Origin of the sequence: Marinobacterium sediminicola (assembly GCF_022343685.1) — a bacterium.
Taxonomy (GTDB): domain Bacteria; phylum Pseudomonadota; class Gammaproteobacteria; order Pseudomonadales; family Balneatricaceae; genus Marinobacterium; species Marinobacterium sediminicola.
On record NZ_CP092123.1, the window covers coordinates 1593568 to 1607024 of the forward strand.

The 13457-nt window shown below is 53.8% G+C and carries 16 protein-coding genes; 11 read left to right on the forward strand and 5 right to left on the reverse strand.

Annotated features, from left to right (window positions below; all coding sequences use genetic code 11):
- Nucleotides 1-34: 34 nt before the first annotated feature.
- From LN244_RS07300 to LN244_RS07315, 4 genes are read left to right on the forward strand one after another with little or no spacing between them, the layout of a single operon-like run.
- On the forward strand, nucleotides 35-1063 hold the full coding sequence (locus LN244_RS07300) for an NAD(P)H-dependent glycerol-3-phosphate dehydrogenase (protein ID WP_239042183.1): 1029 nt from the start codon (nucleotides 35-37) through the stop codon (nucleotides 1061-1063).
- The gene (locus LN244_RS07305) at nucleotides 1063-1527 is read left to right on the forward strand and encodes a SixA phosphatase family protein (RefSeq protein ID WP_239042184.1); all 465 of its coding nucleotides are present in this window, start codon (nucleotides 1063-1065) and stop codon (nucleotides 1525-1527) included. The genes LN244_RS07300 and LN244_RS07305 overlap by 1 nt, the downstream gene beginning before the upstream one ends.
- 12 nt (nucleotides 1528-1539) lie before the next feature.
- On the forward strand, nucleotides 1540-2388 hold the full coding sequence (locus LN244_RS07310; protein WP_239042185.1) for an alpha/beta fold hydrolase: 849 nt from the start codon (nucleotides 1540-1542) through the stop codon (nucleotides 2386-2388).
- A 19-nt stretch (nucleotides 2389-2407) separates the two neighbouring features.
- The gene (locus tag LN244_RS07315) at nucleotides 2408-3256 is read left to right on the forward strand and encodes a DUF4892 domain-containing protein (protein ID WP_239042186.1); all 849 of its coding nucleotides are present in this window, start codon (nucleotides 2408-2410) and stop codon (nucleotides 3254-3256) included.
- 28 nt (nucleotides 3257-3284) lie between these two features.
- Here the strand turns inward: LN244_RS07315 and folE are convergent, their stop codons facing one another.
- The 3 genes from folE to LN244_RS07330 all read right to left on the reverse strand — a co-directional run bounded on the left by folE (nucleotide 3285) and on the right by LN244_RS07330 (nucleotide 5635).
- Nucleotides 3285-3827 carry a GTP cyclohydrolase I FolE gene (gene folE, locus LN244_RS07320; protein ID WP_239042187.1) on the reverse strand — a complete coding sequence of 181 codons (543 nt, stop codon included), beginning with the start codon at nucleotides 3825-3827 and terminating at the stop codon, nucleotides 3285-3287.
- A 92-nt stretch (nucleotides 3828-3919) separates the two neighbouring features.
- A complete protein-coding gene (locus LN244_RS07325) occupies nucleotides 3920-4987 on the reverse strand; it encodes a PilT/PilU family type 4a pilus ATPase (RefSeq protein WP_239042188.1) in 1068 nt (355 codons plus the stop codon).
- A gap of 75 nt (nucleotides 4988-5062) precedes the next feature.
- Nucleotides 5063-5635, reverse strand: a complete 573-nt coding sequence (locus LN244_RS07330) for a Smr/MutS family protein (RefSeq protein WP_239042189.1) — start codon at nucleotides 5633-5635, stop codon at nucleotides 5063-5065.
- A 67-nt stretch (nucleotides 5636-5702) separates the two neighbouring features.
- Here LN244_RS07330 and prmB point away from each other — a divergent pair, with 67 nt between their 5' ends.
- The 7 genes from prmB to phaR all read left to right on the forward strand — a co-directional run bounded on the left by prmB (nucleotide 5703) and on the right by phaR (nucleotide 11480).
- A complete protein-coding gene (gene prmB / locus LN244_RS07335) occupies nucleotides 5703-6620 on the forward strand; it encodes a 50S ribosomal protein L3 N(5)-glutamine methyltransferase (RefSeq protein WP_239042190.1) in 918 nt (305 codons plus the stop codon).
- A 53-nt stretch (nucleotides 6621-6673) separates the two neighbouring features.
- Nucleotides 6674-7771, forward strand: a complete 1098-nt coding sequence (gene aroC, locus LN244_RS07340; protein WP_239042191.1) for a chorismate synthase — start codon at nucleotides 6674-6676, stop codon at nucleotides 7769-7771.
- A gap of 278 nt (nucleotides 7772-8049) precedes the next feature.
- The gene (gene speD / locus LN244_RS07345) at nucleotides 8050-8547 is read left to right on the forward strand and encodes an adenosylmethionine decarboxylase (protein ID WP_239042192.1); all 498 of its coding nucleotides are present in this window, start codon (nucleotides 8050-8052) and stop codon (nucleotides 8545-8547) included.
- The gene (speE, locus tag LN244_RS07350; protein ID WP_239042193.1) at nucleotides 8525-9382 is read left to right on the forward strand and encodes a polyamine aminopropyltransferase; all 858 of its coding nucleotides are present in this window, start codon (nucleotides 8525-8527) and stop codon (nucleotides 9380-9382) included. Before speD ends, speE begins: the two co-directional genes overlap by 23 nt.
- Nucleotides 9383-9446: 64 nt before the next feature.
- The gene (locus tag LN244_RS07355) at nucleotides 9447-10598 is read left to right on the forward strand and encodes an MFS transporter (protein ID WP_239042194.1); all 1152 of its coding nucleotides are present in this window, start codon (nucleotides 9447-9449) and stop codon (nucleotides 10596-10598) included.
- Nucleotides 10599-10663: 65 nt separating this feature from the next.
- Nucleotides 10664-10918, forward strand: a complete 255-nt coding sequence (locus LN244_RS07360; protein WP_239042195.1) for a DUF6489 family protein — start codon at nucleotides 10664-10666, stop codon at nucleotides 10916-10918.
- Nucleotides 10919-10931: 13 nt separating this feature from the next.
- The gene (gene phaR / locus LN244_RS07365) at nucleotides 10932-11480 is read left to right on the forward strand and encodes a polyhydroxyalkanoate synthesis repressor PhaR (RefSeq protein WP_239042196.1); all 549 of its coding nucleotides are present in this window, start codon (nucleotides 10932-10934) and stop codon (nucleotides 11478-11480) included.
- 5 nt (nucleotides 11481-11485) lie between these two features.
- Here phaR and LN244_RS07370 read toward each other — a convergent pair whose 3' ends face one another.
- On the reverse strand, nucleotides 11486-12556 hold the full coding sequence (locus tag LN244_RS07370) for an alpha/beta fold hydrolase (RefSeq protein WP_239042197.1): 1071 nt from the start codon (nucleotides 12554-12556) through the stop codon (nucleotides 11486-11488).
- A complete protein-coding gene (locus tag LN244_RS07375; protein ID WP_239042198.1) occupies nucleotides 12537-13424 on the reverse strand; it encodes a poly(R)-hydroxyalkanoic acid synthase subunit PhaE in 888 nt (295 codons plus the stop codon). Before LN244_RS07375 ends, LN244_RS07370 begins: the two co-directional genes overlap by 20 nt.
- Between the last annotated feature and the right edge of the window lie 33 nt (nucleotides 13425-13457).

The window sequence follows — 13457 nt, forward strand, 5'->3', positions numbered from 1 at the left end:
AAGGGCTCTCATGCTCAACCTGAAGGAAGAGATTATGCATTCCCAGCCCCCTGTTGCCGTGTTGGGTGGCGGTAGTTTTGGTACCGTCCTGGCCAACCTGATGGCTGAAAAAGGTCTGGATGTTCGCCTTTGGATGCGAAATGAGGCTGCTGTCGCTCAAGTGAATCAGCAGCACCGTAATGAGCGCTATCTGCCTGGGCGTGATCTTGCGTCCACCTTGACGGCAACCACGGACCTTGGGGAGGCGCTGACCGGAACCCAGGCGGTCTTTATTGCAATTCCAAGCAGTGCCTTCAGGGATGTGCTTAAGCATGCCATGCCGTGGCTAAGGCCAGAACAGCTACTGGTCAGTACTACCAAAGGGATAGAGGCGGGTACTTTCTGTCTGATGAGTCAGATTATCGAGCAGGAGTGCCCGAGGGCTCGATTGGGTGTACTCAGTGGTCCCAATCTTGCCAAGGAAATCGCTCAAAAACAGCTGACTGCAACTGTGATTGCAAGCTCTGATGCCGAGCTGCGCGAGCAGGTTCAGGCGTTGCTGCATACCTCCTGCTTCCGTGTATATGCCAGTACTGATACCTATGGTGTTGAACTCGGGGGCACTCTGAAGAACATTTATGCCATTGCTGCCGGATTGAGTGCCGCTTTGGGTATGGGTGAAAACACCAAAAGCATGTTGATGACACGCAGCCTTGCCGAGATGAGTCGCTTCGCGGTGAGCCTGGGGGCTAACCCAATGACATTCCTTGGCCTGGCCGGCGTGGGTGATCTTATTGTTACCTGCATGTCTCCGCTGAGCCGGAATTACCGTGTTGGATATGCGTTGGGCGAGGGTAAAACGCTCGATGAGGCCGTTGCTGCGCTGGGTGAGGTCGCTGAAGGTGTAAATACACTCCGCCTGGTGAAGGAAAAGGCTGAGAGCCTGGGTATCTACATGCCACTGGTCTCAGGGCTCTACGAGGTCGTGTTTAATAGTGCGCCTGTCAAGGAGGTTGCGCGAGGCATGATGCTCAATGTTCAGAGTACTGATGTAGAGTTCGTATTGCCGCGGCAGGAGTGCTGATGCGGCTGTTTATCCTCCGTCATGCCGAAGCTGAGCCTGGTGCCGATAACGACCCTGGCCGCCGTTTGACTCCTCGGGGTGAGTTGCAAGCCAGGTCCCTTGCGCACCAGTTTGAGTCTGTTTCCGATGATTTTCAGCTGCTCAGTTCTCCCTGGTTGAGGGCTGTTGAAACAGCCTCAAAATTGTTGGCTGGTAATTCCGAATGTGTGACCACCTATAACCTGACGCCTGCGGCTTCTGTAATTGACGCCGGTGTGTTCCTTGAGTCGTGTTTTCAAGCCTCACACACTCTGGTGGTGGTTACCCATCAACCTCTTTGTGGTCGGTTGATCAATTGGCTGGTTGATGGGCGTGATCAATCGCTGTCGATTGCTCCCTGTAATGGTGCGTTACTCGAGCTTGACTGGCCTGCTGCCGGTATGGCGAGGCTGGTCCGCTGGATTGCTCCCGAAACATCCCTGTAAAGAGATACTTCCATGATGGCAGAAGAGCTGCGCTTTGAAGTGAATGGGCAGTTAATGGCTGCCCGTGCTATTGGTCCCGTCGATGGGCGGCCTGTTTTGGCTCTGCACGGTTGGCTCGATAATGCTGCGAGCTTTCGCGCCCTGGAGCCGCATCTGGAATCTGTTCGTCTGGTTGCGCTGGATCTTGTTGGGCATGGTTTTTCGGCTCACCGACCAGAGGCCATGCCATATTATATCTGGGATAACGTGGCGGATGTCCTGGCTGTTGCCGATGAGCTTGGCTGGGAGCGTTTTCATTTGCTGGGTCATTCGATGGGGGCGGGCGTCTCGTCTCTTCTGGCGGGTGTTATGCCTGATCGTGTGCTCAGTCTTGTTCTCCTTGAAGGTTTGGCGCCCATGGCCGATTCACCCGAAGAGTTGCCTGAGAAAATGGCGCTGGCAATCCGGCGAAGGCAGCGGCGGGAGCGCACCCCTAAGTACTACCCGGATATCGATGCAGCTGTTCAGGCGCGAATGAAGGGCAAGTTTCCGGTCACGGAACAGGCGGCTCGTTGGCTGGTCGAACGGTCTATAGTACATACACCTCAGGGTTTCCGCTGGCGCAGTGATCCCGCTTTGGTTTTGCCGTCGGTAATGCGCTTGAGTGAAGATCAGGTACGTGCTTTCCTGAGCAGAATTGATTCACCTGCGCTGTTGCTCATGGGGAGCGAAGGTATAGGGACGCCTCTGCTGGATGAACGCGCTGAGCTGATTGCCGGTCTGCGCCGTATAACTTTCGAAGGTAATCATCATTTGCACCTGGAGGAAGGGCCGGCACGATTGATGGCTGCCGCGATCAATGACTTCTACGCGGGAGTTTAAGGATCCAAGGAGAACATCGATGAAAGCTATGTTATTGGCTCTGTTGTCTGCAATTCTGCTTTCAGCACCACTTCATGCACAACAGGCCGCTCTGCCGTTTGGGTTGGAGCCATTCCCGCTTTCGTCCGTGATTAATCAGCAGGAGCGTTATGACCCCGACTATCGCCTGATGTTGGGAGGTATCGTCAAGATCAACGGACTTGTTCGCAGTGACCGTGAGCAGCGTTTGCAGGCACAGCTGACTCGAATTACGTGGCAGCTGCCAGGCGGTTACCCTCCTGAGTCCGGATTTAATCATGTGAGGCAGCAATTGCTTGCACAGGGCGCTGAAGTGCTCTTTGAGTGTGCTGGCCGTCAGTGTGGACCCAGCAGTTTGTGGGCCAACGATATTTTTGGTCAATCCCGTCTCTACGGTGTCGACCGCTCTCAGTTTTATGCTGCTCTTTCACTGCCCGAAGCGCATGTGGCGATATATGCCGTGAGAAGAGGTAATGGCCGGGTATACCTGCATCTGGACTTGCTCGAGCATGATGCGCCGACTGTAACCGAGTTGAGTGTTAGGTTGCGCGAACAGGGCTATGCCGAGCTGTCGGATTGGCCGGACTCGACGGATCGTGCCGTCCAGGCGCTTTTGGACTTACAGGATACGTACCCTGATCGTGAGATTTGGCTGGTGGTGCATTGGCGTGGCGAGGACCTGGATTTAACGCTGCGTCAGTCTGAGGAAGCTGCGAGCAGGTTGCTTCGTCTGTTGGGTGATAAAGGAGGTGATCTTGGCCGAATCAGGGCGCAAGGAGTGGGGGCGCTGGTTCCCAGTGTTCTCGGAGGGCGAAGCCAGGTTGCGGTGGTCCTACTGAAGGAGGGCTAAGTGCCCTCCCTGTCGTGCTATACGAATGTCAGTTGTTGACCAGTGACATGAACTCGGCGCGGGTGGCCGGATTGCTACGGAAAGAGCCCAGCATCATCGATGTTTTCATTGAAGCATTCTGCTTTTCAACACCGCGCATCATCATGCACATGTGCTGCGCTTCAATCACAACGCCTACCCCGGACGCTCCGGTGACACTTTGAATCGCCTCAGCGATCTCCTTGGTCATATTCTCCTGAATCTGCAGGCGACGGGCGTACATGTCAACGATGCGTGCCAGTTTTGACAGGCCGAGTACTTTGCCATTGGGGATGTAGGCGACGTGTGCCTTGCCGATAAACGGCAAGAGGTGGTGTTCGCACAATGAGTAAAGCTCGATGTTCTGTACAACGACCATTTCACTGTTGTCTGAGGGAAACAGAGCGTCGTTGACCACTTCGTCCAGCGTCTGATTGTAGCCGCGGGTCAGGAAACGCATCGCCTTGGCGGCTCGGGTGGGGGTGTCCTTGAGCCCGTCACGGTTCAGGTCCTCTCCAAGCTGTTCAATAATCTGGGCGTAGGCTGTTTCCATCATGGATCCTCGGTTACTCGACGCGTCTTGGGAAAACGGCGTAAATTACTTGATTATCACACTCGGGTAAAGAGCGGTGGCGTGCTCAGCCATTACTGCCCCGCCATCAGTTTGAGTCTCAGTGCCACATTGTTGCGAGAATCGGCGTTTCGCAATGCTTCTTCCAGTGTGATGCGGCCTTCACGATAGAGGTTAAGCAGATTGCTGTCGAATGTGTGTGCCGCACTGTTGCTTGATTGGTCAATGGCTTCCCGTATCCGTGAATATTCACCACGAGCGATGAGCTTGGCGATATATGGAGTATTGATCAAAACCTCTGTGGCAGGAATCAAGTGGCCATGAGTATCCCGGATCAGGCGCAGAGATACTATTGCCTTGAGGTTGAGCGCGAGATCATTGTTCACTTTGTGCTTGTCGGTGTCATGGAAGAAATTTGCAATGTGTTCTATCGCTTGAACACTGTTGTTGGCATGGAGTGTGGACAGGCACAGGTGCCCTGTTTCAGAGTAACGAACCGCATGCTCGGTAGTCACCGCATCACGGATTTCTCCGATCACAATGACGTCCGGTGCCTCACGCAGTGCATTCTTCAACGCGTTGGCATATGAGAGGGTGTCTACACCCACCTCACGCTGATTAATCAGGGACTTTTTGTTGCTGTGCAAGAACTCGATCGGATCTTCGATGGTTAGTATGTGGCCGCTGGCATGCTGATTGCGATATTCGATCATGGAGGCCATGGAGGTTGACTTGCCTGACCCTGTGGCACCGACAATCAGGACCAGGCCACTTCTCAGCATAGCTAACTGTTTGAGAGCTTCGGGCAGGTTGAGCGACTCAATACTTGGAATGCTGTGGCGGATCATGCGAATAACCATCGCAACATTACCGCGCTGGCGGTACACGTTAACCCTGAAGCGACCGGTATCCGGTAGGTCGTAAGCGAAGTTCATTTCAAGTTCTTCCTGAAACTGCCGAACCTGAGGTTCGTTCATCAGTGAACGGGCCAGTTCGGTGATGCTTTCTGCACTCAGGCGGTTGTCATCAACCGGTTTGATGACGCCTTCTGTCTTGATCATTATGGGGGATTCGGCGCTCAGAAAGAGGTCGGAAGCGCCGGTTTTGGACATCAGTTGGAGGTGTTTATGCAGATCCAGCATCGTCTGTTCCTGTCCTTTGAATGGGGGGTAACCTATTCAAGAATAGACGCTGGAATGGTCTCGTAGAAGTGAATCCTAGCGCTCACGCTTGAGCAGGACATAAACGGCGCCGGTGCCACCGTCTCTGGGTTGTGCAGAGCAGAATGCAATGACCGGGTTTAGCTGACGAAGCCAATCATTGACACAGGACTTGAGTAGTGCCGGCTGGCCCGGCTGGGTATGCGCTTTGCCATGGACTATGATGACGGCGCGCAATTGCTGGCGTACAGCATCTCGGATGAAGCTGCTGAGCTCGTCGCGAGCCTGGTCAACGGTATAGCCGTGAAGGTCCAGGCCAGCTTCCCAGGGAATATGTCCCTGGCGCAAACGCTTGAGTAACCGAATTTGTACACCGGGTGAGGCAAAGAGTAGCTCGTCGCTGGATTCAATGATCTCGCTAGCTTCCGAAGACAGGCCGTCAATAACCTGCTCGATCTCTTGAGCTGCGGCTTGTCGACGGTAGTGCGAGGCCTGATCAGGAGCTGCTTTAAGTCGGGGCTTCAGCGATGCAGGCTCAATATGACGGTCATGCTTCAGGCGTTTGACGCCCTGCATGGCGCTATTGAAATCAAGATCATCGTTCGAATCTGTATCAGTTGGATAAGACATGGCGTTCAACGGGGGTTTTCATTAACATAATCGCCCTAATGCAGCGAAACTTATTATCAGGCGAACTATGAAGTCGGATCAAGCCGCGATTAGCGAGCATTTGTTTACCCTTCGTGACTACATTCGTTGGACATTGAGTGAATTCAACCGTCATCAGGTGTATTTCGGTCATGGCCATGTATCGGCGTGGGATGAGGCCAGTCAGCTTGTGTTGAATGCGGTTGACCTGCCCTGGGATACTGATCCTGCAGTACTGGATGCTCGCCTGACGCCGTCAGAGCGCTTGAAGGTGCTGGAATATGTTCGCTTGCGTACCGAGGAGCGGAAGCCGCTGCCTTATATCACAGGTGAAGCCTGGTTCATGGGGCTACCGTTCCATGTTGATGAGCGAGTACTGATCCCACGTTCTCCGATTGCGGAGTTAATAGCACAGGAATTCCAGCCTTGGCTTCGTCCTGGGCCAGTGGAGCGTATTCTTGATCTCTGCACCGGCAGTGGCTGTATTGGAATTGCCTGTGCGTTTGCCTTTCCGGAAGCGGAGGTTGATCTGGCTGATATCTCAACCGAGGCGCTTGAGGTGGCCAGACACAATATTCAGCGGCATGAGCTTGTCGATCGGGTTCGTGCCTGTCAGGGAGACTTGTTCGGTGCTGTGCCCGGGGAACGTTATGACCTGATTGTCAGCAATCCTCCGTATGTGGATGCTGATGACCTTGCCAGCATGCCTGCCGAGTATGCCCACGAGCCTGCATTGGCGCTGGGATCAGGTCCGGACGGGCTGGATATTACACGTCGGATTCTGCGCGAAGCAGCTGACTATCTGAGTGAAGATGGTTTGCTGGTTGTGGAAGTTGGTAACAGTGAGGTACACCTCATGTCGAGCCTGCCGCAGCTGCCGATTGTGTGGGTCGAGCTTGAGCAGGGCGGCAACGGCGTATTTGTGGTTACCGCCGATGAATTGCGTGCGCACCGTCATTTGATATGAATTCCGGTGCGGCCATCCCGGCCCGCACCCGACAGTTATAGAGTAAGAGCACTATGTCCGGAAACAGCTTTGGAAAACTGTTTACAGTCACGACCTTTGGTGAAAGTCACGGCCCCGCGCTGGGCTGTATCGTTGATGGCTGTCCTCCCGGGATCGAGTTGAGTGAAGCCGATCTGCAGGTGGATCTGGATCGTCGTAAGCCCGGTACTTCTCGTCATACCACTCAGCGTCGTGAAGCTGATGAGGTGCGTATTCTGTCCGGCGTGTTCGAGGGTAAAACGACAGGTACCTCGATTGGGCTGCTGATAGAAAATACTGACCAGCGCTCAAAGGACTACTCCAATATTGCTGAGACGTTCCGTCCGGCGCATGCGGATTACGTCTATTCTCACAAATACGGTTTCAGAGATTACCGTGGCGGTGGTCGCTCATCGGCGCGTGAGACCGCCATGCGCGTGGCTGCGGGTGCCATTGCCAAGAAGGTGCTGGCGCAAAAGGGTATTCAGGTGCGTGGCTATCTGTCACAACTGGGGCCTATCGCAATCGATATGAACCGTTTCGACTGGGATCAGGTCGAGCAGAATCCCTTCTTCTCGCCGGATACGCAGGCGGCGCTGGAAATGGAAAAATATATGGATGCCCTGCGTAAAGAGGGTAATTCCATTGGTGCCCGTATCTCCGTTCAGGCCACCGGGGTGCCGGTTGGGCTTGGAGAGCCTATCTTTGACCGTTTGGATGCTGAATTGGCGCATGCACTGATGAGCATCAATGCGGTGAAAGGGGTGGAGATCGGTGACGGCTTCGCGGTAGTCAATCAGAAAGGCACAGAGCATCGTGACGAAATGACCCCTGAAGGGTTCTTGTCGAATCATGCAGGTGGCATTCTCGGCGGTATTTCGACCGGGCAGGCCATTGAGGCACACATTGCACTCAAGCCGACTTCCAGCCTGCGTTTGCCCGGACGAAGCATCAATGCAGCCGGTGAGGAGATCGAGGTGGTTACTCAGGGGCGTCATGACCCCTGTGTGGGTATTCGTGCGACTCCAATTGCTGAGGCCATGATGGCCATAGTGCTGCTTGATCATATGCTCAGGCACCGAGGGCAGAATGCAGATGTGGATTCCGGGTTGCCGGTCCTTAAGCAGCTCTGAGGCATAACTGGTTGATATTATAGATACAAGATGATTTTTTTCTGACAGTCTGGCGTTTTTTGCTTGAAATTTGGGCATAACGCGGTATAAAGGCGGCAGAATTTGATACGTCCCAACCCTTTGGGTTGTGCGGGGTTCATGGAGCGATCTGGAAAGGTGCCTGATGACGCACTCGCCCGGTAGCATTAACGCTTACATGGTGCTCAGGCATGGCTCGGAAGGTTGGGTTTTTGTTTTTTGAACTCTGTGTAAGCACAGACTTGTCTGGAGTCATCCCCATGCAAGAAGCGATAGACCTAGCGTCTGAAGTGAACGACCAAGAGGCTGAAGGCAGTGTTGCCGAATGGCCCGCCTATTCCCAGGGCGACGATGAAGAGCGACTTGACTACTTTATCGAGCGTGATGGTCACCGTTATGCCGGTACACACCTGATCATCGACTTGCGTGGTGCATCACGCCTGGACGATCTTGAGGTGATGGAAAAGGCACTGCGCGATTCCATCAAAGCGGCCAAGGCAACACTGCTGCATATCCATTTGCACCATTTTACCCCCAACGGCGGAATATCCGGCGTGGCGGTACTGGCAGAGTCACATATCAGTGTGCACACCTGGCCCGAGCGTAACTTTGCGGCTTTCGATATCTTCATGTGCGGTGAATCCGAGCCTGCCAAGGCGGTTCCCGTTCTTGAAGCGGCGTTCACGCCGACGGAAGTGAATGTCGAAGAAATTCTGCGTGGTAAGGTGAGTATTGATGACGACGACTACCTATCTTGAGAAGCTCTACGCCGGTTACGGGCAAAGCTTCACCCTGGATGAGGTGCTGTTTGAGCATCGCACCGAACATCAGGAGCTGATCATTTTCCGTAACAGGGAATTCGGTACTGTTATGGCGCTGGATGGAATCATCCAGACGACTGAGCGTGACGAGTTCATCTACCACGAAATGATGACTCATGTACCGATCCTGGCGCACGGTAATGCCAAGCGTGTATTAATTATCGGTGGTGGTGACGGTGGCATTCTGCGTGAAGTGCTGCGTCATGAAAGCGTCGAGCACGTGACTCAGGTCGAGATTGACCAGGCTGTAATCGACATGTGCAAGCAGTATCTGCCGAACCATTCAGCAGGTGCTTTCGATGATCCGCGAGCGAATATCGTTATTGCCGATGGCGTCGAGTTCGTGAATGAGTGCGCCGACACCTTTGATGTGATCATTTCGGATTGCACGGACCCTGTAGGGCCGGGTGAAGTGTTGTTCTCCAGTCGTTTCTATGAAGGCTGTAAGCGTTGTCTGACACCGGGGGGCGTTTTTGTCGCCCAGAATGGCGTTGCCTTCATGCAGCCGGATGAAATCCTGACCACGCGCCGTCGTCTCGGACCCTATTTCGCTGATCAGTATTTCTATGCCGGTGCTGTGCCGACATACGTGGGCGGAGTCATGGCCTTTGCTTGGGCAAGTGATAACGCCGAGCTGCGACAGCTCGACGTAACGACTATTCGTGCACGCTTCGAGCAAAGCGGTATCGAGACTCGCTACTACAATCCGGCGCTCCACGTTGCAAGCTTTGCGCTGCCTCAGTATATGGTTAAGGCGCTTGATGGCTTGTAAACATAAGCTGTACCTCTGATACTCAAGCCGGCCCTGTGCCGGCTTTTTTATTGACCAAGTACCTATGCCCTATATCCGACTTTCCGGCTTTTATCTGTTTTATTTCGCTCTGCTGGGTACCTTGTTGCCTTATTGGACGCTTTATCTGCAGTCGCTAGGCATGGAGGCGGCCACGATCGGCTGGCTCATGGGGATCCTGCATGTGTCACGCGTGTTGGCGCCCAATGTCTGGGGTTGGCTTGCAGATCGTACAGGTCGTCGTGTTGCGATAGTAAGGCTGGGGGCCCTGGCCAGCTGGATCTGCTTTCTGGGAATCTTCTGGCAAACCGAGGCGATGGGTGTCGCTCTGGTCATGGCATCATTCAGCTTCTTCTGGAATGCGGTGTTGCCTCAGTTTGAAGTCATCACGCTCGGGTATCTCGGGGTCAATCAATCGCAGTACAGCCGGATTCGACTTTGGGGATCAGTGGGCTTTATCTGTGCGGTGGTCATGATTGGCTGGCTGCTGGATGCGGTCAGTATTGACTGGTTGCCGGTGGTTCTGTTCGCAATGCTGTTCATAATCTGGTTAAACACGCTGTTGATTGGCGATCAGAACGATACTGCAACTGAGGCAGAGGCTGACAGCCGGACGATTGGAGCGATTTTGCGTCAGCCGCAGGTGTGCGTGTTTTTTGTGGTGTGTTTTTTGGTTCAGCTGAGCCATGGGCCCTATTACACCTTCTACAGCGTTATGATGCAGGAGCTTGGCTACGATCGTATCGAGATCGGCTTGTTGTGGGGTTTGGGTGTGATGGCCGAGGTTCTGCTCTTCGTCTTTATGCCGCGCATCCTTGAACGATTCAATATGCGGCACATTTTACTGGTCAGCCTTGTGCTTTGCGTCTTGAGGTGGGCGCTCACGGCTCTGTGGCCGGATCAGATATGGGTAATGCTGTTTGCACAGTGTCTGCACGCTGCTACTTTTGGAAGTCTTCATGCGGTTGGTATTGCGCTGGTGCAGCATTACTTCACTCCCTCTACTCAAGGAAGAGGGCAGGCGCTGTTTTCCAGCCTTGGATTCGGTGCGGGCGGTGCGCTGGGTGCGGTGGTGGCCGGTCAGCTGTGGAGTGACCTGGGTGCAATGACTTTTGCGATCGCTGCAGGGGTTTCGGTTCTGGCGATTGTGTTGACATCCATCTGGATTTACCCGGATAAAGTGCAGCAAAATGACTGAAAATGTTGTTTTGAGAGGTCATTGCTATAGTATGAGGTGCATATGAATATTTCGGGTGAGCGCGCATGAATTTCAAAATTGATATCGAAATGACGCCCGACGAGTTGCGCCGGGCGCTGGGTCTGCCAGATGTTTCCGCGTTGCAGCAGGAAATGATCGATAAGTTCAGGGAGCAGATGAATGCGGGTGTGGAAGGTTACGATCCGCTCACATTTCTGAAGCCCTATCTAAACAGTGGTATCGGTTCGATGGAAGCCTTTCAGAAACTGCTTTTCGGAATGATGAGTCAGTATGGTAAGGACAAACGCGACGCCGATTGAATGGAATATTTGGATGAGTCAGAGTGGATCAGGAGAATCAGCCGTGCGGATTCTGCGTAAATATACCAATCGTCGATTGTACGATACCTCGCGCAGCTGCTATGTCACATTGGAAGATGTGAAGCAGCTCGTGCTCAGTGGTGAGACCTTTCAGGTTCAGGACTCCAAAACCGGCAATGATTTGACCCGTAATATTCTGCTGCAAATCATCAGTGAGCAGGAAGCTGAAGGGCACGGAACACTGCTGACCAACCAGGTACTTCAGCAGCTGATCCGCTTTTACGGTGACAGTATGCAGGGCATGATGAGCCAGTATCTGGAGCAAAGTATAGCGGCATTCCTTGAGCATCAGGATCGTATCCGTGAGCAGATGCAGACGATGATGGGAGCCGCGAACCCGCTGACCATGATGGGGCGTATCGCTGACCAGAATATGGCCGTCTGGAACATGTTTGCCCCACGCACAGCGGAAGGTGGCGAGGGCGGTGAGGCTAAGTCTGGCCAGCCCGAAACCGAGGCCCCCGCCAAGAGCGACACCAGCAAGGGTGGTTCAGGTCAATAACCGAGCTACTGTGGCTCGCGTTTTTTCAGCCAGTTGTAAATCAATGGTGGCAGCGTATGCAATGCCCTGCTGCCATTGAGCACACCGATGTGCCCTGCATCGATACCCACTTCCGTGTAGTCCTTCCCGTTGACTGCGTTTTTCAGTGCAGCAGACGCCTCTGGAGGGACCAGCTGATCTCTTTTGCCATAGATATTCAGCAAGGGTTGTCGCAAGTCGGCAAGCTTGAGATGTCTCCCTGCCAGCTCGAAGCCCTGTTCTGACATCAGCGCATTCTGACGGAAAAAAAGCTCGATAAAGTCTTTCAGGGCCTCTCCGGCAAGGTCCGGGCAGTCCTGCAACCAATGCTCCATCAATAGATAGTGCTTTACGGTTTCATCGTCGGCGCATAGTTGTCGGCCGGCCGCCAGTCGCTTCTCCAGCCCCAGTCGCATGGGTTGCAGTGCCGTGAACAGTTCGTTGAGTAATTTGCCGGGCAGGTTGCCGTACGTGTTTGTTGCCAGTGTGGCGTCAATTTCTTGTGCCAGGTGATTTAGAGTGAAGTTGGCAGGGGAGGTATCAGCCGGTGTCACAAGGCTGATCAGATTGCGCACCTTGTGGGGAAAAATAAGGCTGTAACACAGGCTCAGTACGCCTCCCTGACAAACCCCCATCAGGTTAACCGGTCTGCCATTGTTATCTTGACTGGCACAGTCCACACACTGGTCAAGCAGGTCGGTGAGATAGTCTTCAAGGTTCAGAAAACGGTCGCAACGGCTGGGGTAGCCCCAGTCGATAAGGTATACAGGAATACCTTCGTTCAGAAGGTTTTGAATCAGCGAGCGTTGCGGGCTGAGATCCAGGATCCATGGTCGATTGACCAGTGCGTAGCAAATCAGCAAGGGTGACGTCAGCTTCCGGCTGGTTGTCGGCTCAAATTTGAGCAGCTTGAGGCTGCCGGAACGAAGCAGCACCTGGTGCGCTGTCGGCTGATGGGTATATGAAATCCTTGCGGCAGCACTGATGCACTGGTCAAGTATTTCCAGCTCATGTGACTGTTTGCTCAGCTGTTGGGGGTCAACCTTGATTCGAGTCATGCCTGTCCTTGAAGTGGCTGGATGATCCTCGTTGATGTGATGCTTGCTGTTCAAGCACGCGAACTCGACGACGCAGTTCATGGTGCTGTCGGCTTAGTTCATCGTACTGAGCCAGCGTAACCAGGCCGCAGCTGGAATAGAAATGGTCAAGTTGCTGCTGCCAGTGTTGACGCAGAGCCATGGCATTATTGCACAGCGCAGCAAATGCCTGTCTGTATTCTTCCTGGCTTAGCGCCTGCTGATAGCATTCCTCGTAGGACTGGATCCAGAGTCTGTGTAGTTGTTCAAGTTCGGAAATCGTGGTGCCTTGCAGACGTTGGCTGAACAGGTCAAGTGCCGCGCTGTTGATCCGGCTTAGGTGCTCAAGGTATTGCTGGCGCGATCGTGCAAAGTCGCGCAGGTCTTCCAGAGTGGTGCGCAATTGCTGTACGAGCGAGGGTTGCAGGTGTGGTCCCAGTGTTCCCAGTAATCGTTGCAACAGTTGGTTGACGTGTTGCAGCTCCTCATTCAGCGTTGAATTCTGTTGGCTGAATATCGCCAGCACAGTGGTTAGCTGCTCAGGCAGTGGCCAGCTTGACAGTATCCACTCCAGATTGAGCTGATCAAGGTGCTTGCGAAAACAGTCGATCAGAGGGTCGGTTTCAATGTGGTGCTCATCGTCACACAGTGACAGCAGCTGCGAGGCAAAGTGGCGAAATTGTTCACTCTGCCGTGTAATGCGGTGAAGCAGGTCGGCATGGGGGGAGGTCTCACCCTGTGGTGATTGGCCCTCTGCACCGGCGCTGTATTGATCGCTGTCGGGAGTGTTAAGCTCCTGCTCAAACTGCTCCAGCCACTGGCCAATCATGTTCAGCAGTTGCTCGTTCACTTCACCTCTCCATGAGCTGTTGGGGTGTTGATC

Bases quoted from the DNA above. Each gene is read 5' to 3' on its own strand.
- LN244_RS07355 (WP_239042194.1), top strand. From the start codon at position 9,447: ATGCCCTATATCCGACTTTCCGGCTTTTATCTGTTTTATTTCGCTCTG.
- folE (WP_239042187.1), bottom strand. From the start codon at position 3,827: ATGGAAACAGCCTACGCCCAGATTATTGAACAGCTTGGAGAGGACCTG.
- phaR (WP_239042196.1), top strand. From the start codon at position 10,932: ATGAGTCAGAGTGGATCAGGAGAATCAGCCGTGCGGATTCTGCGTAAA.
- LN244_RS07325 (WP_239042188.1), bottom strand. From the start codon at position 4,987: ATGCTGGATCTGCATAAACACCTCCAACTGATGTCCAAAACCGGCGCT.
- LN244_RS07315 (WP_239042186.1), top strand. From the start codon at position 2,408: ATGAAAGCTATGTTATTGGCTCTGTTGTCTGCAATTCTGCTTTCAGCA.
- speE (WP_239042193.1), top strand. From the start codon at position 8,525: ATGACGACGACTACCTATCTTGAGAAGCTCTACGCCGGTTACGGGCAA.
- prmB (WP_239042190.1), top strand. From the start codon at position 5,703: ATGAAGTCGGATCAAGCCGCGATTAGCGAGCATTTGTTTACCCTTCGT.
- aroC (WP_239042191.1), top strand. From the start codon at position 6,674: ATGTCCGGAAACAGCTTTGGAAAACTGTTTACAGTCACGACCTTTGGT.
- LN244_RS07300 (WP_239042183.1), top strand. From the start codon at position 35: ATGCATTCCCAGCCCCCTGTTGCCGTGTTGGGTGGCGGTAGTTTTGGT.
- LN244_RS07310 (WP_239042185.1), top strand. From the start codon at position 1,540: ATGATGGCAGAAGAGCTGCGCTTTGAAGTGAATGGGCAGTTAATGGCT.
- LN244_RS07370 (WP_239042197.1), bottom strand. From the start codon at position 12,556: ATGACTCGAATCAAGGTTGACCCCCAACAGCTGAGCAAACAGTCACAT.
- LN244_RS07305 (WP_239042184.1), top strand. From the start codon at position 1,063: ATGCGGCTGTTTATCCTCCGTCATGCCGAAGCTGAGCCTGGTGCCGAT.
- LN244_RS07330 (WP_239042189.1), bottom strand. From the start codon at position 5,635: ATGTCTTATCCAACTGATACAGATTCGAACGATGATCTTGATTTCAAT.
- speD (WP_239042192.1), top strand. From the start codon at position 8,050: ATGCAAGAAGCGATAGACCTAGCGTCTGAAGTGAACGACCAAGAGGCT.
- LN244_RS07360 (WP_239042195.1), top strand. From the start codon at position 10,664: ATGAATTTCAAAATTGATATCGAAATGACGCCCGACGAGTTGCGCCGG.